Genomic DNA, 19,353 nt, shown 5'->3' on the forward strand with positions numbered 1-19,353 from the left:
GGCTACCTGAGTTTCCTGATCTTCTCCAGGCTCTCTTCCAGCACCCGCTTCTTGCCGGTTACCTCGGCCAGCTTCTCCCGCTCCTTGGCCACCACCTCGGCCGGTGCGCGGTCCACGAAGCTGGGGTTCTGCAGCTTCTTGGAGAACATGTCGATCTCTTTCTCGATCTTGGCGATCTCCTTGGAGAGGCGCTTCTCCTCTTCCTCCACATTGACCAGCCCCTTGAGCGGCACGAAGATCTGCACGTCGCCGGCAACCTGGATGGAGGCGTCTTCCGGCTTCTCCAGCCCCTGGCCGATGGTCAGGTCGGAAATGCGGGCCAGGTTGACGATGGCGCTCTGGCTCTGTTGCATCAGTTCCAGGCTCGCCGCGTTGGCGCAGGAGAGGATCGTGGCGATCTGTTTGCTGGGGGGGACGTCCATCTCGCCGCGGATGTTGCGGATGGAGCCGATAACCTCCATGACCCGCTCCATGGCCGCCGCCTCCTGGGCAAAACTCCGCTCGTCGGCCGGCATGGGAAAGGGGGCCTGCATGATCGTCGGCGATGCCTTGGATCCGGGCAGGGCCTGCCAGATCTCCTCGGTGATGAAGGGCATGAAGGGGTGCAATAGCCGCAGCAGATGGTCGAGAGTATACCAGAGAACGTACTGGCTGGTCTTTTTGCGTTCAGGCGTGCCGTTGTACAGATCCTGTTTGGACAGCTCCAGGTACCAGTCGCAGAACTCGCTCCAGGTGAACTGGTACAGCGCCGAGGCGCTCTCGTTGTAGCGGTAGCCGGTCAGGCTCTCGTCCACCAGGCGTGCGGTCTCGTTCAGGCGGTGCAGGATCCACTTGTCTCCCGCCGAGAGGGAAAGCTCACCCAGGGTGATGCCGTCCGGATCGAAGCCGTCCAGGTTCATCAGGGTGAAGCGGGCCGCGTTCCAGACCTTGTTGCAGAAGTTGCGGTAGCCGGCGATGCGCTCCTCGGCCAGCTTGATGTCGCGCCCCTGGGCGGCAAAGGCGGCCAGGGTGAAGCGGAAGGCGTCGGTGCCGTACTGGTCGATGATGGTCAGCGGGTCGATCACGTTCCCCTTGGACTTGGACATCTTCTGGCCGTGGGCGTCGCGCACCAGGGCGTGGATGTACACGTCCGTGAAGGGGACTTGGTCCATGAAGTGCAGCCCCATCATCATCATGCGGGCAACCCAGAAAAAGAGGATGTCGAAGCCGGTGACCAGACAGGAGGTGGGGTAGAAACGCTCCAGCTCGGGGGTCTTGTCGGGCCATCCCATGGTGGAGAAGGGCCAGAGAGCCGAGGAGAACCAGGTGTCCAACACATCGGTCTCTTGGTGGATCTCGTCGCTGCCGCAAGCGGAGCAGCTGGTGGGATCTTCCATGGCTACGGTCACGCCGCCGCAGTGGTCGCAGAACCAGGCCGGGATGCGGTGTCCCCACCAAATCTGGCGCGAGATGCACCAGTCGCGGATATTCTCCATCCAGTCGTAGTAGGTATTCTCCCACTGTTTCGGTAGGATGCGGGTCTTTCCCTCCTTCACCGCCTGAAGTGCGCGCTCGGCCAGCGGGCCGACCTTGACGTACCACTGCAGCGACAGATAGGGCTCAACGACGGTCTTGCAGCGGTAGCAGCCGCCCACCGACATGGCGTGGTCTTCGATTCTGTCCAAGAGGCCGGCCTGCTCCAGGTCGGCCACGATGCGTTCGCGGGCGGCGAAGCGGTCCATCCCCTCGTACTGGTGGCCGGCGGCGTTGATGACCCCCGATTCGTCGAAAACGTTGATCTTGTCCAGTCCGTGGCGCAGGCCGACCTCGAAGTCGTTGAAGTCGTGGGCCGGGGTGATCTTGACCACGCCGGTGCCGAACTCGCGGTCAACGTAGTCGTCGGCCACCACCGGGATCTCACGGTTGACCAGCGGCAGGAGCACTTTCTTGCCCACCAGGTCGCTGTAGCGTTCGTCCTCGGGATGCACCGCCACCGCCGTGTCCCCCAGCATGGTTTCCGGGCGGGTGGTAGCCACGATGACGAAGCGTCCCGGCTCGCCCACCACCGGGTAGCGGATGTGCCAGAAGTGCCCTTTCTGCTCCTCGTGTTCCACCTCGATGTCGGAGAGGGCGGTGTGGCAACGGGGGCACCAGTTGATCAGGCGGTTGTCGCGATAGATCAGGCCGTCCTGGTGGAGTTTCACAAACACCGTGCGCACCGCCTTGGAGAGCCCCGCGTCCATGGTGAAGCGCTCCCGCTCCCAGTCGCAGGAGGCGCCCAGGCGTTTCAGCTGGCCGATGATCTGGCCGCCCGATTCCGCCTTCCACTTCCAGACCCGCTGGATGAAGGCATCCCGTCCCAGGTCGTGGCGGTCCATGCCCTCGGCGGCCAGCTGGCGCTCCACCACGTTCTGGGTGGCGATGCCAGCGTGGTCGGTGCCGGGCATCCAGAGTACGTTGTGCCCCTGCATCCGTTTCCAGCGGCAGAGGATGTCCTGCATAGTGTTGTTGAGGGCATGTCCCATGTGCAGGGCGCCGGTCACGTTGGGGGGGGGGATGACGATGGAATAGGGTTTATTGTCGGAGGTGGCGTCGGCGTGGAAGTAGTGCTTCTCTTCCCACTCGGCGTACCATTTCTTTTCAACGTCGTGGGGCTCGTAGCCTTTGGCAAGTTCTCTGGTCATGTGTCGAAATACCGTTCCTGGAATTATTTGCAATCACGCACTAAAAAAATACGGGGGCATATGCAGCCCTTCTCCCCCGAAATAACGATATGTTCTGGTATTGGCATACATCGGTGAAGGGTAAGGAGTGAGGGGGAAAGAGACCTCACGCTTCACTTCTCACCGATGTGCGCTGATGCGCAGGAAGTTGGCCAGCATCTCCATGCCCCCCTCGGTGAGGATCGATTCGGGGTGGAACTGCACCCCCCAGATGGGCAGCTGCCGGTGGCGCAGTCCCATGATCTCGCCGTTGTCCACCCAGGCGGTCACCTCCAGGCAGTCCGGCAAGGTGGGGCGGTCCACCACCAGGGAGTGGTAGCGGGTGGCCTGGAAGGGATTGGCTAGGCCCTGGAACAGTTCCCTGCCATCGTGGTGGATGGGGGAGGTCTTGCCGTGCATCAGCGACACGCTGCGTACCACGTTGCCGCCAAAGGCGGCGCCGATGGCCTGGTGCCCCAGACAGACCCCCAGGATCGGGATCTTGCCGGCGAAGTGCCTGATGGCTGCCACGGAGATGCCGGCCTCTTCGGGGGAACAGGGTCCGGGGGATATGACCAGCCGCTGGGGGCGCATGGTTTCAATCTCATCAAGGGTGATTTTGTCGTTGCGGTGCACCCGCACATTTTCACCCAGTTGACCGAAGTACTGGACGATGTTGAAGGTGAAGGAGTCGTAGTTGTCGATCATCAAAAGCATTTTATTCCAGCCCTCCCTCGGCGATCTCGATGGCCCGTCGCGCGGCCATGGCCTTGTTGACAGTCTCCTGCCACTCCGCGGCCGGGTCCGAGTCTGCCACCACGCCGCCGCCGGCCTGCAGGTGTACCATGCCGTCCTTGATCACCAGGGTGCGGATGGTGATGGCCAAGTCCATGTTGCCGGAGAAGGAGAAGTACCCCACCGCGCCGCCGTAGACTTCCCGGCGCACCGGCTCCAGTTCGTCGATGATCTGCATGGCCCTGATCTTGGGCGCCCCCGAGAGGGTGCCGGCCGGAAGCGTTGCCCGCACCAGGTCGAAGGCGTCGCTCTCCGGCTTCAGCTCTCCCTGCACGTTGGAGACGATGTGCATGACGTGGGAGTAGCGTTCGATGACCATCAGCTCGGACACCTTCACGCTGCCGGTCTCGCAGACCCTGCCCAGGTCGTTCCTGCCCAGGTCAACCAGCATGACATGTTCGGCCCGCTCCTTGGGGTCGGCCAAAAGTTCCTCCGCCAGGCGGATGTCCTCCTCGCCGCTGACGCCCCGCGGGCGGGTGCCGGCGATGGGACGCAGTTCCACGCCGGTCCCCTCCTTGCGCACCATGACTTCCGGCGAGGCGCCGGCGATGATGGTGCCGTCAAGACGCAGGAAGAACATGTAGGGGGAGGGGTTGAGGGTGCGCATGACCCGGTAGACGTCGAAGGGGTCGGCCTCCAGTTTTCCGCTGAAGCGCTGGGAGGGGACGACCTGGATGATGTCGCCGGCCCGGATGTACTCCTTGGCTTTTTCAACGCCTGCCTCGTACTCCTCCCGGCTGATGTTGGAGCGCAGTTCCGTTCGCCGGGCACTGGGGGGCACGGTCATGTCCGGTAGGGGCATGCGCAGCCGCTTCACGATGGACTCTATGTTGGCGATGGCCTCGTCATAGGCCTGGCGGGGGGATTTGCCCTGGCTGACATGGGCGTTGGAGACCACCTTTATCTTCTGGCTCATGGTGTCGAAGATCACGATGGTGTCGGTTATTAAGAGGTAGGTGTCGTAGGCGTCGATGACAGCCGGTTTCGTGGTCGGCAGATGCTCGAAGTGTCGCACCATGTCGTAGCCCAGGTAGCCGACCGCGCCGCCGAAGAAGCGCGGCAGTCCCTCCACCTCCACGGGGGTGAAGCGGGCCATCACATCACGGACGCATCTCAGTGGGTCGTCACTGGACAGGGTGGTGGTCACGCCGTCCTCGATGATTTCCACGCAACTCCCCTTGGAGCGGACGATCATGGAGGGGGTGGAGCCGAGAAAACTGTAGCGCGCCCATTTTTCACCACCCTCGATACTCTCCAGCAGAAAGGAAAAACGGCCGTCATCCAGCTTTCTGAAGGCGCTGACGGGGGTGTCCATATCCGCCATGATCTCCCGGTATACCGGTATCAGGTTGCCGCGGCTTGATAATTCCAGGAATGTAGTAAAATCGGGGCAGGCCATGCTGACTCCAAAGATTTGAAATTGCAAAGGGTTTACAAGCTAGCATAGGCGTGATGGCCTGTCAAGGATGGCCGCCACGGCACGTTTACGGTCCTTTTTAATGTAAAATTGCGGAATTACTCAATCAGTGGTATACGGATAGCTGTTGTCAGGTATTTCAGGGGGGGCGAACATGAACATGAAGAGTGACAAGATTCTGCTGGAAAGCGACACCAACGAGTTGGAAATCGTCGAATTCAGGATCGACGAGATGGACTGGCATGGAAATGTGATCCCCTGTTACTACGGGGTCAATGTGGCCAAGGTCCGTGAAATAATCCGCCTGCCGCAGATGTCCAAGGTGGTCAACGCCAAGCCGGGCGTCGAGGGGATGATCAAGCTACGCGACAAGGTGATCACCATCATCAACCTGGCCCAGGTGCTGGGCAAGGACACCGGTGACCTGGTGGCTGACCGGGTGGTGGTGCTGGAGTTCAACAACCTGATGGTGGGGGTACTGGTGCACTCGGTTTCCCGTATCTACCGTATCTCCTGGAAGAACGTGGAGCCGCCGTCACGGTCGGTGCACAGCGAACAGGTAACCGGCCTGGTGAAGATGGAGGACCGTATCATCCTGCTCCTGGATTTCGAGAAGATCGTGGGCGAACTCTGCTCCCAGAGCGCCCTCAGGCCCATGAACAGCGCAGATCTGCTGGAACGAGATCCGAACGCGGACCGCTCCCAGAAGACCATACTGGTGGCCGATGACTCGCTGTTCATACGCAACACCATGTGCGCTTCCCTGCGCGCTGCAGGTTATGTTGTGGAGGAGGCGGAAAACGGCGCCCTGGCCTGGGACCTCATTCAGAAAAAGCTTGCATGCTGCGCACAGGATGGCACGGATATCAGAAGCATCCTCAGTCTGGTGATCACCGATGTGGAAATGCCGCAGATGGACGGTCTGCACCTCACCTCGCTGATCCGCAAGGACGAGGCGCTTAAGGACTTTCCGGTGGTGATCTTCTCCTCCCTGGCCTCGGAGGACAATAAGCGTAAATGGATCGGGCTGGGCGCCAACCACATCCTCACCAAGCCCGACCTGCCTGATCTGGTAAGGGTTGCCGATGAACTGACCGGCCAGTAGACGGGGTTTCCGCATCCCTAGCGCCCGTGGTGGATTTTGTCTTGACAACCGTTTGATTGCTGTGTTTTAGTGACTGGCATGAATTCAGAGCGCTTCTTTACGAACTATTCCTTTTACTTTTGGTACGGCTTTTATTTTCAGCCGTCTGCCCGGGTAGGGGTGTAGATTCACGCGAAGCAGCACCATCACACACCACAAAGCCGGGGCAGACGGAAGTCTCCCCGGCTTTTTTTATGCAGCCGCACCAGGTGCGGGTTCAGGAGCCGGGGGGGAACCTTCCGGCTCCTGTTCGTTTTGTGGCCAAAAAGGAGCAGAGATGATCATCGTCATGAAGGCCGGGGCAACCAAGAAGGAACGGGACGAGGTATTGAAGCGCATCAGGGAACTGGGCTACAAGCCGCATGTCATCCACGGTTCCACCAGGGACGTGATCGGGGCCATCGGAGACGAGCGGGGAAAGGCGGTGTTGCAGAAGGTGGAATCCATGCACGGAGTCGAGAATGTCCTGCCGATCCTCCAGCCGTACAAGTTGGCTTCCAAGGAGCTGAAGAAAGAGGCCAGTCTGGTGCGGGTCAACGATCAGGTCTGCATCGGCGGCCAGCAGTTGATCGTCATGGCCGGCCCCTGTTCCGTGGAGAGCGAGGAGCAGATCATCGAGTCGGCGATAGCGGTGAAGGCGGCCGGGGCGCAGATGCTGCGGGGCGGTGCCTTCAAGCCGCGCACCTCTCCCTACTCCTTCCAGGGGATGGAGGAAGAGGGGCTAAAACTCTTGGCCAAGGCGCGCGAGGTAACCGGTCTTCCCTTTGTCACCGAGGTGATCAACCCGGAGACCGCCGAACTGGTTGCCGAATACTCCGACATGCTGCAGATCGGCGCCCGCAACGCACAGAACTTCGCCCTATTGAAGAAGGTCGGTCAGCTCAAACGTCCTGTGCTGCTGAAACGGGGTATGTCCATGACGATCCAGGAGTTCCTGATGAGCGCCGAGTACATCATGAGCGAGGGAAACCAGTCGGTGATCCTCTGCGAGCGGGGTATCCGCACCTTCGAGACAGCCACCCGCAACACGCTGGACCTGTCGGCCATACCGGTGCTGAAAGGGAAGACCCATCTGCCGGTGGTGATCGATCCCTCCCACGGCACCGGCAACCACCACTATGTTGCGCCCATGTGCTACGCCGCCGTGGCGGCAGGAGCAGACGGGCTGATGGTGGAGGTGCACCCCGACCCGGAAAACGCCTCCAGCGACGGCGCCCAGTCGCTCAAGCCGGTTAAGTTCGCCGCCATGATGGAAAAGCTGAAGCTGTTCGCCGCGGCGGCAGGGAGGACCCTCTAGGTCGGAGTGCCCAGCCAACCTCCCGCCCTCTCCCGGAGCGGGGAAGCTGCGTTATACTGGGAGAACGCCGTTCGATCGGGGGGCGGCGTTCCCTGTTTCCGGAGGAGGTGCGCCCATGCTGGGAGCTATTGCCGGCGATGTCATCGGTTCGGTGTATGAGTTCAGTCCCGTCAAGCGCGAGGATTTCCCGCTCTTCCAAGCGGGGAGCCGCTTCACCGACGATACGGTCATGACCGTTGCCGTGGCCCGGGCCATCCTGGAGGATGGCGACTACGGCGCCTGGATGCACCGGTTGGGACGGCGCTATCCCCGGGCCGGGTACGGTGGCTGCTTCATGCGCTGGTTGCGCGCTGAAGACCCCCAACCCTATGGCAGCTGGGGGAACGGCTCGGCCATGCGGGTCTCGCCGGTGGGACTAGCCTTTGACAGCCAGGAACGGGTACTTGCCGAGGCGTTTCGCAGCGCCGTGGTGACCCACAACCACCCCGAGGGGATCAAGGGGGCCCAGGCCGTTGCCCTGGCGGTGTTTCTGGGTAAAAGCGGGGCGGGGAAAAGGGCAATTCGGCACGAGCTGGAGAGCCGCTTCGGCTATGACCTGGGGCGCACCCTGGCCGAGATCAGGCTCGGCTACCACTTCGACGTCTCCTGCCAGGGGAGCGTACCTGAAGCGGTGATCGCTTTTCTGGAGTCCAGCGACTACGAGGACGCAATCAGGAAGGCGGTTTCCCTGGGAGGGGACAGCGACACCCAGGCCTGCATCACCGGTGCCATCGCCGCCGCCCATTACGGCGCTGTCCCGGAGATCATCGCCAGCCGGGTGCGCTCCCTGCTGCCACAGGATTTTCTGGACGTTATTGACCGCTTTCCGCCGGCCTGACAGGATGCCGGTGAGCAGGTTCCGACGGGACCGCCCCGGAGCCAGGTGCCGGACTCACCTTTCATACTCCACCCTCATACCATTCTCTCCTGATTTCGGCAGATGGCTGTGTCTGTATGTTGGCTGCCGATTCCCGGCAGACCGCTAGCCTCCCTGTAGCTCTCCATCGCACTGTGCACTGATTCCGCACCATCCCCCGTGCAGCACTTCATCCACGGGAATGATTCGGACTGGTTTCCTGCTTTCGCGGACAGTGGCATTATTGCGGAGGGACGGTATACTTTCCGTCAACATCGGACGAGAAAGCGCCTCCGGCAGGTCGGACAATTGCACACGGGAATTCAGGCTGAGCCGGGAAACAATGGCGGGCGCTAACCTGGCCTCTTCCCGGCAGTTTTAACGGAGTGGTTGACATGGATGAATCGTTGAAACAGACCCCCCTGAATGCCAGACACAAAAGCCTGAATGCCCGCATGGGCCCCTTTGGCGGCTGGGATATGCCGATCCAGTACGCGGGGATCATCGCCGAGCATGGCTGGTGCCGACAACGGGCGGCGCTGTTCGATATCTGCCACATGGGGGAGTTCCTGTTCGAGGGTGATTTAAATGCCCATGGACTGGAAGAGCTGTTCAGCTTCTCCGTGGCAACCATCCCGCTGGGGCGCTCGCGCTACGGTTTCCTGCTCAACGATCGGGGGGGGATCATCGACGACCTGATCGTCTTCCGCCTGACTGAGAGCAGCGCCATGATCGTGGTCAACGCCGCCACCATCGCCTCTGACTTCAGCGTTATCGCCAGCCGCCTGCGGGGAGGCTCGTTCAGGGACATTACCGATGAGACCGGCAAGCTGGATGTGCAGGGCCCCCTGGCGCGCCAGGTGCTGGTGGATACCATCGGAGGGCAGGTGGCGGAACTGGCCTACTTTAGGTCCATCCCCATGGAGATCCTGGGGTGCCAGGCGCTGGTCAGCCGCACCGGCTATACCGGTGAACTGGGCTTTGAAATTTTCCTCCCCAGCGCCAGGGTCGGTGAACTGTGGGACCTGCTGCTGCGTGACCAGCGGGTCAGGCCGGCCGGCCTGGGCGCCCGGGACCTGCTGCGTCTGGAGTTGGGCTACTCCCTCTACGGCCACGATATCGACGAGAGCATCACCCCCCTGGAGGCCGGTCTGGAGATGTTTGTCAATTTCGACAAGGATTTTGTAGGCAGGGATGCGTTATTGGCCCAGAGGGAGCAGGGGCTTTCCCGATGCAAGGTAGCCTTTCGGGTGGAGGGCCGCCGTTCGCCCCGTCAGCACTACGACATCCACTGTTGCGGTCAGGTTGTGGGGAGCGTGACCAGCGGCGTCTTCTCCCCCATGCTGGGGTGCGGCATCGGCCTGGGGCTGGTCAGGCCGGAGGCTGCCGGGATCGGTACCCGTCTGACCATCGGACACGAACGGGTCAGCATGGAGGCCGTGGTCTGTGAACTCCCTTTCTATGGCAAGGGGTCGCTCAGGGAGTAGATTCTTCTGGAAACGGATTCCGACGTGCCCTGGCAGGGGATGACTCGCAAGCGGGTCCTGTTCCGTGTGACGGTGCACTAATAACGAAGGAGGTTTGTCACATGAAGAGACATTTTTTCGTCCTGTTCATCCTGGCTATGGGGTGCGCATCCCATCCGGCATTCGCCGGGCCGAACCATGCGGAGTTCATCCGCGGTCCATTCAAGAACGGCCCCGAAGTGACCAGGAAGTGCATGGAGTGTCATGAACAGGAGACGCAATCTTTCATGAAGTCGGTGCACTGGACCTGGTCCAAGAAACAGGTCGTGAACGGCAAGAGCATGGAGTACGGCAAGAAGAACGCTTTGAACAACTTCTGCATCGCCCTCCCTTCCAACTGGTCCCGCTGCACCAGTTGTCATGCCGGCTATGGCTGGAAGGACAGTTCCTTCGACTTCACCAAGGCGGAGAACGTGGACTGCCTGGTTTGCCATGACAGCACCGGAACCTACAGGAAGTTTCCGTCCGGGGCCGGACACCCGGTGTACGCAGGCGAGAAGAAGGAATTCCCCAAGGGAAACGTGTGGGAACCGGTTGACCTGGTCAGGGTTGCCCAGTCCGTGGGCAAACCGACCCGCGCAACCTGCGGTTCCTGCCACTTCTACGGTGGCGGCGGCGACCGGGTCAAGCATGGCGACCTGGATTCCACCTTGACCAATCCCACTCCGGACATCGATATCCACATGGGAGGGAAGTCGCAGATGACCTGCGAGTCCTGTCACCGGGGGAACGACCACGCCATCAAGGGTGAGGCAGCTTCCGTCTCGCTGGGCAGCGGCGCCGCCCGCACCATGGGCTGCACCGACTGCCACCGGGGTGACGCGCACAAGAACGCCATGCTGAACAGGCATGCCGGGAAGATCGCCTGCCAGACCTGCCACATACCCACTTTTGCCAAGGCAAAGCCGACCAAGGTCTGGTGGGACTGGTCAACCGCCGGCAAGGACGTGAAACCCGAAGAGGTGAAGAAGGACGCCTATGGCGAGAAACAGTACGACAAAATGAAGGGTGATTTTGCCTGGGAAAAGGATATCGTTCCCACCTATTTCTGGTACAACGGCTCGGTTGAGCGCGTCCTTCTGGGCGACAAAATCGATCCGACCAGGGAGGTCAAGTTGTCAGCGGCAAAGGGAAGCCGTAAGGATCCCAACGCCAGGATCTTCCCCTTCAAGGTCATGAGGGGGAAACAGCCCTACGACAGTGAAAATAAAACCGTAGCGGTTGTCAACGTCTTCGGACCTCCCACCAGCGAGAGCGCCTATTGGGTTCACTACGACTGGGGCAAGGCCATCGCGGCGGGCATGAAGTCGGCCGGACAACCGTACAGCGGAAAGTTCGGCTGGATCGAAACCTCCATGGTCTGGCCGGTCAACCACATGGTGGCTCCCAAGGAGAAGGCGCTCAGGTGCGCTGATTGCCACGGCGCCAAGGGGCGACTGGACTGGAAGGCCCTTGGCTATGCCGGGGACCCGCGCCTGAAAAAATAGTTCCTGTTCAGCTGAAAGGGTAAGCCTCGCTGCATAAAAGGCTCCCCGGCGTACCGCTCGGTGCGTCGGGGAGCCTTTTTTTGTCTGAAGGGGGAAGACCATGCGGTTCAGGCAGTGCGCCGGCAGGGCCTGCGAGTAGAAATCAGCCCTATATGCGGTACCATACTGATAGGCAATCAGACTGTTTAAGAATTGGATTCGTCTGATAAAAACGAATTTCTACGTAAACACCGATCTATCACGATACCGGAAGGACCTGGGCATGGCGGAGCTTGATTCACTCTTTTCCCCCACACGTGTCGCCCTCATCGGGGCAGCGGCGAGCGAGGAGAAACTGGGGGGCATTGTCCTGAAAAACCTGCTCGGTTTGAAAGGGGAGGTGTATCCGGTCAATCCCAACTATGCGGAACTCATGGGGCGCACAGCCTATCGCTCCATAGGTGATCTCCCCTGTCCCGTGGATCTCTCCATCATCATGCGTCCCGCGGCAGAGGTTCCCGGCATCCTGCACCAGCACGCGGGCAAGGTCCGGTTTGCGCTGATAGTAAGCGCCGGATTCGCTGAAGTCGGCGCCTGGGAGTTGCAGGAAGAGATTAAGCACATCGGCAGGGAAGCCGGAATCAGGCTCATAGGGCCGAACTGTCTCGGCGTTTACAATCCCCGCCACGGCCTGGATACGATGTTTCTCCCCCATGCGCTGTTGAAAAAACCGGGCAAGGGGAACGTGGCGATCGTTTCCCAGAGCGGCGCGCTCGTGGTCTGCCTGTTGGAGGCGGTCCGGCAGGCGAACATGGGCGTTTCAAAGGTCATCAATTATGGAAACGCAGTCGACCTGGACGCGGCCGATGTGTACGAATACCTGGCCGAAGACCGGGAAACCCGCGTGGTCATTTCATACCTGGAATCCGTCGGCAACGGCCGCAGGTTCATCGAAGCGGCGCGGAATCTGGATAACACCAAGCCTCTGCTTGTCCTCAAGGCGGGCAAGGGAGCCGGTGGCCAGAAGGCTGCATGTTCCCATACCGGGCGGCTTGCCGGCAGCTACGAGGTGTTCCGCTCGATCCTCAGACAGTTCCGGATACAGGAGGCCATTGATTACGAGTCCCTTCTGGATGGGGCGAAAGCCCTGTCGCTGCAGCGGCCGGCGTCCGGGAAACGGGTCTGCGTCATCACCAATGGCGGCGGTTCGGGGGTGCTGGCCGCGGATGAGTGTGGCCGGGCCGGACTGGAACTCCCACCCCTGCCCGAAGCGGTCGTGGAACGTCTCATAGTGTCTTTCCCCTCATTTTACGCCATCGCTAACCCCATCGATCTCACCGGCCAGGTGAGGGCGGAGGATTACCGGGTGGCCCTCGATGCGGTGCGCGAAGCCTATGACGGGTTCATCGTCATAGCCCTGACCGCAGTCTCCGGGGTTACCCTGGCGGTGGCAGAGATGGTGCACGATTTTAGCATGGCAACGGGCAAGCCGGTGGTTGCCCATGTCGCTCAGGGCGGAATCTCCCGCAAACTGGCCAGGCTCATGGAGAAAGGTAAGATACCCGTATATCCTTCCCCGGAGAGGGCCGTGCGGGCGCTGGCCATGCTGCTGCATGGTCGGGGGGATGAAACCAGATGACGACTGGAGACAGAATCGATGAATTCCTGCGAGCACGGTCGGATCGTGATCCCTTTCGCGAGCATGAAGTGAAGGAATTACTCCGCGGACTGGGTCTATCCGTACCCAAAGGCATGTTTATTTCCCGCGGAACAAAGATCCTGTCCGTTGCCGGACTCTCCTTTCCGCTGGTCGCCAAGGTTGTGTCATCACGGATTGCCTCCAAAAGCGACATCGGCGGTGTGCGGCTCGGCATAGGAAACGGGGATGAACTTCAAAAAGCAGTGTCGGAACTATCGCGGATGGAACATGCCGAAGGGGTCCTGGTGGAGGAGATGGCCCGGCCCGGTTTCGAAGTGATTGTGGGCGGGATTGTGGACAACAGTTTCGGTCCCATCGTCATGTTCGGTCCGGGCGGTCTTTTCGTGGAGCTTTTCCGTGATGTATCCTTCGCCCTGGCGCCGGTTGACCGTCAGCAGGCCATCTGGCTGATGAAAGAGACCAAGGGGGAGAAGATCCTTAAGGGTTTTCGGGGGCAGCCTCCTCTGGACGTGTGTGCCTTGACCCACGTGATCGTGATGGTTTCTGAAGTGATTGCGAGCGGTCAGTTTCGGACCATCGACCTGAATCCGGTCATCCTCTACCCGTCAGGAACGCTGGTGCTGGACGCCAAGATGAGCAGGATTTGACCACGTCCTGCTGCCCCAGGGGCGACAACTGCGCCAGATGCCCGGTCGGTGTCCCGATTCAGTCCTGCGCACCCCTCCCTGTCACACCTCTTATTCTGAGCACAACGGCCGTCATATCCGGCTTCTTCAAGGCATCGCGAGAACAGGGGAGGCTCCTTGAGAGTTTACGTTTGTCGATTATGATTATGAGAGTCATTTGAATGAGCTGCATGAGATCGGGAAGGGGAGGGGAGATCATGGCGGAGATCTATTTCACCAAAGAACATGAGTGGGTCAGGCTGCAGGACGGGGTGGGGGTAGTCGGCATAAGCGAACATGCGGCCCAGGAGTTGGGCGATGTCACCTTCGTTGAACTGCCCAAGATTGGAGTAAAGGTCGGACAGTTCGATCTGCTGGGAAGCATCGAGTCGGTCAAGGCTGCCAGTGATATCTTCGCGCCGGTTTCCGGAACCGTGGTCAAGGTCAACGGGGAGCTGGAGGGCGCGCCCGAACTGGTCAACGAGAGCCCCTGGGACAGGGGGTGGATGGCCTGGCTGGAACTGGATGACGCAACCGAACTGGAGAAACTGATGACGGAAGAACAGTACGCCTGCTACCTGAAAAGCCTGTAGGAGTCAGCCATGGATGACAGCCATTATTGTCCCCACACGCCGGAGGAGAGGGGGGAGATGCTCGACCTGATCGGCGTCGCCAGTGTGGATGATCTGTTCGCGTCCATCCCCGAAGAGCTGCGGGCCAGGACCTTCAACATCCCTCCCGGCATGTCGGAGTTCGAAGCTTTGGCCAGGATGCGGGAACTGGCCGCTGAAAACGGACAGGGGATCGTCCCCTTCATCGGCGGAGGTTACTTCGACCACCTGGTCCCCTCCGTCGTCTCTCACCTGGCCGGCAGGTCGGAGTTTTATACCGCCTATACCCCCTATCAGCCGGAGTGCTCCCAGGGTACTCTGCAGGCGCTGTTCGAATACCAGACCGCCATCTGCCGCTTGACCGATCTGGATGTTTCCAATGCCTCGCTCTACGACGGCGCCACCGCCTGCGCCGAGGCTGCTATGATGGCCCTGCGCGTCACCGGGCGCAGGAGGATCGTGGTGGACGGCTGCGTCAACCCCTTCTCCCGCCAGGTGCTGAAAACCTATCTGGGGAATCTGGATGTGGAGGTTTTGGAGATCGAACCTCTGGACGGATTGCTGAACCGCGGGGAACTTGAAACTGTACTGGACGACGGCGTGGCCGGCCTGCTGGTGCAGAACCCCACTTTCTTCGGCACGGTGGATGATTACTCGTCTCTGGCCGACCTGCTCCACGCCAGGGGGGCGCTACTGATCAGTTCGGTCTACCCCGTCTCCCTGGGACTGCTGAAGACGCCAGGGGAGATGGGCGTGGATATCGCCGTGGGGGATGGCCAGAGCCTGGGCAACCCGCTCTCCTTCGGCGGCCCCTCATTCGGCTTCATGGCGGCGCGTAAGGCCCTGGTACGCAACATGCCCGGTCGCATGGTGGGCGAAACCGTGGACGGACAGGGGAGGCGCGGCTATGTGCTGACCCTGCAGGCCCGCGAACAACACATCAAGCGCCACCGGGCCACCTCCAACATCTGCAGCAACCAGAGCCTCTGCGCCCTGCGGGGGCTGATCTTCCTCTCTTCACTGGGCAGGGATGGGCTGACGGAGTTGGCTCGTCTGAACCGGGACAAGTCCGAGTACGCCAAGGCGCGCCTGGAGGAAATCCCCGGAGTGTCCGTCCTGCGCTCGGCCCCCACCTTCAACGAATTCACCGTCTCGCTCCCCGCACCGGCCGGCATTGCCGTAGCGGCGCTGCTGGGGCAGGGGGTGGCGGCCGGAGTGCCGCTCTCCACCTACTACCGGGATTCGGAGCGGCTGATGGTGGTGACCGTGACCGAGAAGCGGAGCCGTCGGGAGATCGATCACCTGGCTCGGCAACTGGAGGTGGCGTTATGCGGCTGATCTACGAAGAGTCGGTTGCCGGGCGGCGCGGTGTGGCCTTGCCCGCCTCGGACGTGCCCGTCTCGGAATCGCTGCCTGAGGAGCTTCTGCGTGTAGTACCGGCGGAACTGCCCCAGCTCTCGGAGCTGGACCTGGTGCGGCACTTCACCAACCTCTCCCGGCGCAACTTCTCGGTGGACACCCATTTCTATCCCCTGGGTTCCTGCACCATGAAGTACAACCCCAGGGTGCTGGAGGACGCGGCTCTGCTGTTCGAGGCGTTTCATCCCATGACGGCGCTCCTGCCGGGCGGCGAGGAGCTCTGTCAGGGGAGCCTGGGGCTGCTCTACGACCTGGGGCAGCTCCTGGCCGACATCACCGGCATGGACGAGGTCTGCACCCAGCCGCTGGCGGGCGCCCAGGGGGAGATGACCGGCATCATGCTGATCGCCGCCTACCACCGGGCCCGGGGCAAGCGCAAGCGCTACGTTCTGGTGCCGGATTCGTCCCACGGCACCAATCCCGCCTCGGCGGCCATGGCGGGCTATGAGATCATCACCGTTGCCTCCGGTACCCAGGGGGACATGGACATGGAGCTGTTCAGGCAGGCCATGAACGATCAGGTGGCGGCGGTCATGATGACCTGCCCCAACACCCTGGGGCTGTTCAATCCACGCATCCGGGAGATCTGCGACATCGCCCACTCCCATGATGCCCTCATGTACTACGACGGCGCCAACCTGAACGCCATCCTGGGTAGGGTGCGGCCGGGTGATATCGGCTTTGACGTGGTGCATGTAAACCTGCACAAAACCTTTGCCACGCCCCACGGTGGCGGCGGTCCCGGCGCCGGGCCATTGGGGGTCAGGCAGGCGCTGATCCCCTTCTTGCCGCTGCCACGCGTCCGAATGGACGAGCATGGCCGTTTGTGTCTGGAAACGGAATCGGAACTCTCCATCGGGCGTTGTGCCAACTTCTTCGGTAATTTCGGCGTGCTGGCAAGGGCCTACGCCTACATAACCATGCTCGGTCGCCAAGGGCTGATGCGGGTGTCCGAAGCTGCGGTGCTGAACGCCAACTACATCAAAGAGCGACTTAAAGGGCATTACGAACTCCCCCATGATCTTCCCTGCATGCACGAGTGCGTGTTCTCGGCCTCCCGGCAGCTGGCCCAGGGTGTCCATGCCATCGACATCGCCAAGTACCTCATTGACCGCGGATTCCACCCGCCCACGGTCTATTTCCCCCTGAACGTCAGGGAAGCCATCATGATCGAGCCGACTGAAACCGAGAGCAGGGCGACACTGGATGGGTTTATCGATGCCATGATCGAGGCGTCCGGACTGGCGGAGAGCAATCCCCGGGTGTTACTGGATGCGCCGCTGACCATGCCGGTTTCTCGGTTGGACGAGACCAAGGCTGCCCGGGAGTTGAAGGTGTGCTGGTGATGAGTGATGAGTGATGGGAGCCTTATGATATGCTTACGTCGATGCGGAACTGGGTGCCGTTGCCGGTGTTCATGACCTCCAGGCTGCCCCCCATGCTCTTTTCGATGATGTTCTTGGACATGTACAGACCGATGCCGCTGCCGCCGTTGGCCTCATTGGTGGTGAAGTACAGGTCGAAGACCCTGTCGATGATCGATTCGGGGATGCCGCCGGCATTGTCGGTGATGGTGACGGAGGCCTTGTCGTCTTCCCCGCAGGCGCGTATGAGCATCCTGGGCTGTTGGATATTTTTCGTCCTGAAGGCATCCCTGGCATTGGCCAGGATGTTGAGCAGCACTTGGGCGTATTCCTTGGGGTAGCCAAATGCCGACAATCCCGGCTCCACGTCCAGTTCAACGCTGATGGAATGGACCCTCAGGGTCGGTTCGATGAAGGAGAGGGCCCTGTCGATGGATTCCTTGATGTGAAAGACTTTCTTCTCCTTTTCCGGCCGGTAAAAGTCCCTGAATACATTGATGGTCTGGGACATGTGCTCCACCAGCGCCATGGTCTTGTCCACCGCCTCTTCGATGTTCCCTTCATCCGGTTCGTCGCTTGACCATGATTCCCCCAGATCCTGGATGATCAGGGAGAGGGCGTTCAGCGGCTGTTTCCACTGGTGGGCGATGTGATCCAGCATCTCGCCCAGGGCGGCCTGGCGGTTTTGGCGGATCAGCATGAGATCCTTCTGCCGGTTCAGAATCACCTCTTCCCGTACCCGCCTGTCAAGGGTCCTGTTCAATTCCTCCAGCTGTTCCTGGCGTTGCTTCAGTTGTTCTCCTGCTTTCTTGCGCTCCATGGCGATGGCCACATGATCGGCCACAGTCTTCATCAGCGCGAGATCATCGTCGCTGAAACCGCATCTGGTGCGAGAGCAGAAGGAGAGCGTCCCCAGGGTCCGGCCATGGGAGATCAGCGGATGGCAGGCGTAGGCCCTGATACCGAACGGTTTCACCAGTGCTGTGTACTGGTCATCAGTATCCTGGAGGTTGTTGACCACCAGGCGCACACCGTCACGGGCGGCGCAGCCGCACAGGCCGACGCCGAAGTCGAGCCACTCCATTCTGGCAACGTCTTCTTCTCCAATGCCGCTGCAGGCGTTCAGGTGCAGACGCTGTCGCTGGTCGTCAATCAGGTAGTTGAAAAAAACGTCGCACTCAAGGTAGTTCAATACTCTTCGGCAGAGGAAGAGCACCGCCTTCCGCGGCGATTCGCTCCTCAGTAGCTGGCCGGCCATTTCCGCCAGCAGATCCAGGCGCTGGTTGCTCCTGCAGAGCCCCTCTTCAATCAGAGCGCGCTCCGCTATTTCCCTGTGCAGGTTCTCGTTCAGGGCCGCCAGATCGGCTGTCCGCTCGGCAACCCGCTGCTCCAGTTCCGCCTGCGCCTGGCGCAGTTCGTTCTCGTTGGCCACCAGTTCTGCGGTTCGTCTCCTGACTTGGCGCTGGAGGGAACGGGACCAGAGGAAAATGGCCAGCAGCAGTCCGCCGACCAGTGTCAGGGCGGCGACGAAGTATCTGATGGTCCCCCACTGCTCCTCTTTCTCGTAGATACCGAACCATTTCTCGTAGATCCGTCGGTAGGTTCCGTTAACCTTGAGAATGTTCAACCCCTCGTCCAGTTTGAAGAGCAGTTCCCGGTTCCCCGTTCGCACCGCGAAACAGTAGCGCAGTTGGGACAGATCGGTCTTGACCGCGTGCAGCGTGGTCAGGTTGAATGTTTTGATGAAGTATTCCCCCTGCAGCTTGGACGGTGTCAGCACGCAGTCGTGCTTTCCCGAGGCCAGCAGCTTAAGGGCGTGGGCGGCGTCCTGCACGACGATGATGTGGGGAGTAATGCCGGAGTGTGTCATCAGGTCGTGGACAATATCGCCCTCCTGGACGATAACCTGTTTGCTCTTGAGATCCTGGAACGAGCGGATGGATGACCCCTTACGAACGAACAGACCGGGTGTAACCATGGTGTGGGGAACGGAGAAGTCCATCTGCCGGCTGCGTTCCTCCGAGTAGTACATACCGGCAAGCACGTCAATCTTTCCTGTCTCCAGGTTTCGCCGTGCATTGTTCCAGGAGCCAAGCCGGAACTCCACGTCAAGGCCCATGACCTCGGCAACTGCACGCATCAGTTCGATGTTGAACCCCCCCGGCACCCCCTTTTGGAGGACTTCGTAGGGGAGGTTGTTGCTGTCACCGCCGATGATCAGTTTCGTCCTGTCCATGCCCCAGACGGAGCTGCTGGTCACAAAGATGAAAAAGATCAGGCTGGCGCCAAAAAGAGAAATAAACTGCTTCGCGTCTGGTTTCGTGAAGGGGATATGAAGGTAGCGCATCAAGGTGTCTGTTCCGTTGTGGATTCTGTTAAACGCGGGTTCAGGGCCAGAAATGATGTCTCATGG

14 protein-coding genes are annotated in these 19,353 nt (G+C 60.8%); 10 read left to right on the forward strand and 4 right to left on the reverse strand.

The annotated features are described in order from the left end of the window. Positions 1–2 precede the first annotated feature (2 nt). The 3 genes from PPRO_RS07870 to trpE form a co-directional block, all read right to left on the reverse strand. Positions 3–2,663, reverse strand: a complete 2,661-nt coding sequence (locus tag PPRO_RS07870; protein ID WP_011735485.1) for a valine--tRNA ligase — start codon at positions 2,661–2,663, stop codon at positions 3–5. Positions 2,664–2,822: 159 nt separating this feature from the next. Continuing rightward, the gene (locus tag PPRO_RS07875; protein ID WP_011735486.1) at positions 2,823–3,398 is read right to left on the reverse strand and encodes an anthranilate synthase component II; all 576 of its coding nucleotides are present in this window, start codon (positions 3,396–3,398) and stop codon (positions 2,823–2,825) included. Position 3,399: 1 nt separating this feature from the next. Beyond that, positions 3,400–4,875, reverse strand: a complete 1,476-nt coding sequence (gene trpE, locus PPRO_RS07880; protein WP_011735487.1) for an anthranilate synthase component I — start codon at positions 4,873–4,875, stop codon at positions 3,400–3,402. Between the two features lie 178 nt (positions 4,876–5,053). Between trpE and PPRO_RS07885 the strand changes: the two genes are divergently transcribed. From PPRO_RS07885 to gcvPB, 10 genes are all read left to right on the forward strand, one after another. Further along, positions 5,054–5,998 carry a chemotaxis protein CheV gene (locus PPRO_RS07885; RefSeq protein WP_041532662.1) on the forward strand — a complete coding sequence of 315 codons (945 nt, stop codon included), beginning with the start codon at positions 5,054–5,056 and terminating at the stop codon, positions 5,996–5,998. Positions 5,999–6,314: 316 nt separating this feature from the next. Then, positions 6,315–7,334: a 3-deoxy-7-phosphoheptulonate synthase gene (gene aroF / locus PPRO_RS07890; protein WP_011735490.1), complete on the forward strand. Its 1,020-nt coding sequence runs from the start codon at positions 6,315–6,317 to the stop codon at positions 7,332–7,334. Between the two features lie 115 nt (positions 7,335–7,449). Further along, entirely contained in the window at positions 7,450–8,211 is a 762-nt protein-coding gene (locus PPRO_RS07895; RefSeq protein ID WP_011735491.1) for an ADP-ribosylglycohydrolase family protein, read from the forward strand. 413 nt (positions 8,212–8,624) lie between these two features. Beyond that, the gene (gene gcvT, locus PPRO_RS07900; RefSeq protein WP_011735492.1) at positions 8,625–9,716 is read left to right on the forward strand and encodes a glycine cleavage system aminomethyltransferase GcvT; all 1,092 of its coding nucleotides are present in this window, start codon (positions 8,625–8,627) and stop codon (positions 9,714–9,716) included. Between the two features lie 101 nt (positions 9,717–9,817). Continuing rightward, positions 9,818–11,242, forward strand: coding sequence for a tetrathionate reductase family octaheme c-type cytochrome (locus tag PPRO_RS07905; RefSeq protein WP_011735493.1), 1,425 nt, complete (start codon positions 9,818–9,820; stop codon positions 11,240–11,242). Positions 11,243–11,504: 262 nt separating this feature from the next. Next, on the forward strand, positions 11,505–12,860 hold the full coding sequence (locus tag PPRO_RS07910; protein ID WP_011735494.1) for an acetate--CoA ligase family protein: 1,356 nt from the start codon (positions 11,505–11,507) through the stop codon (positions 12,858–12,860). After that, positions 12,857–13,528, forward strand: coding sequence for an acetate--CoA ligase family protein (locus PPRO_RS07915; RefSeq protein ID WP_011735495.1), 672 nt, complete (start codon positions 12,857–12,859; stop codon positions 13,526–13,528). Before PPRO_RS07910 ends, PPRO_RS07915 begins: the two co-directional genes overlap by 4 nt. 236 nt (positions 13,529–13,764) lie before the next feature. Then, positions 13,765–14,139 carry a glycine cleavage system protein GcvH gene (gcvH, locus tag PPRO_RS07925; RefSeq protein ID WP_011735496.1) on the forward strand — a complete coding sequence of 125 codons (375 nt, stop codon included), beginning with the start codon at positions 13,765–13,767 and terminating at the stop codon, positions 14,137–14,139. Between the two features lie 9 nt (positions 14,140–14,148). Then, positions 14,149–15,495, forward strand: coding sequence for an aminomethyl-transferring glycine dehydrogenase subunit GcvPA (gene gcvPA / locus PPRO_RS07930; RefSeq protein WP_011735497.1), 1,347 nt, complete (start codon positions 14,149–14,151; stop codon positions 15,493–15,495). Beyond that, positions 15,486–16,922, forward strand: coding sequence for an aminomethyl-transferring glycine dehydrogenase subunit GcvPB (gcvPB, locus tag PPRO_RS07935; RefSeq protein WP_011735498.1), 1,437 nt, complete (start codon positions 15,486–15,488; stop codon positions 16,920–16,922). Before gcvPA ends, gcvPB begins: the two co-directional genes overlap by 10 nt. Before the next feature lie 22 nt (positions 16,923–16,944). Here the strand turns inward: gcvPB and PPRO_RS19435 are convergent, their stop codons facing one another. Next, positions 16,945–19,287 carry a transporter substrate-binding domain-containing protein gene (locus tag PPRO_RS19435; RefSeq protein ID WP_011735499.1) on the reverse strand — a complete coding sequence of 781 codons (2,343 nt, stop codon included), beginning with the start codon at positions 19,285–19,287 and terminating at the stop codon, positions 16,945–16,947. Between the last annotated feature and the right edge of the window lie 66 nt (positions 19,288–19,353).

Source organism: Pelobacter propionicus DSM 2379 (assembly GCF_000015045.1).
GTDB lineage: Bacteria > Desulfobacterota > Desulfuromonadia > Geobacterales > Pseudopelobacteraceae > Pseudopelobacter > Pseudopelobacter propionicus.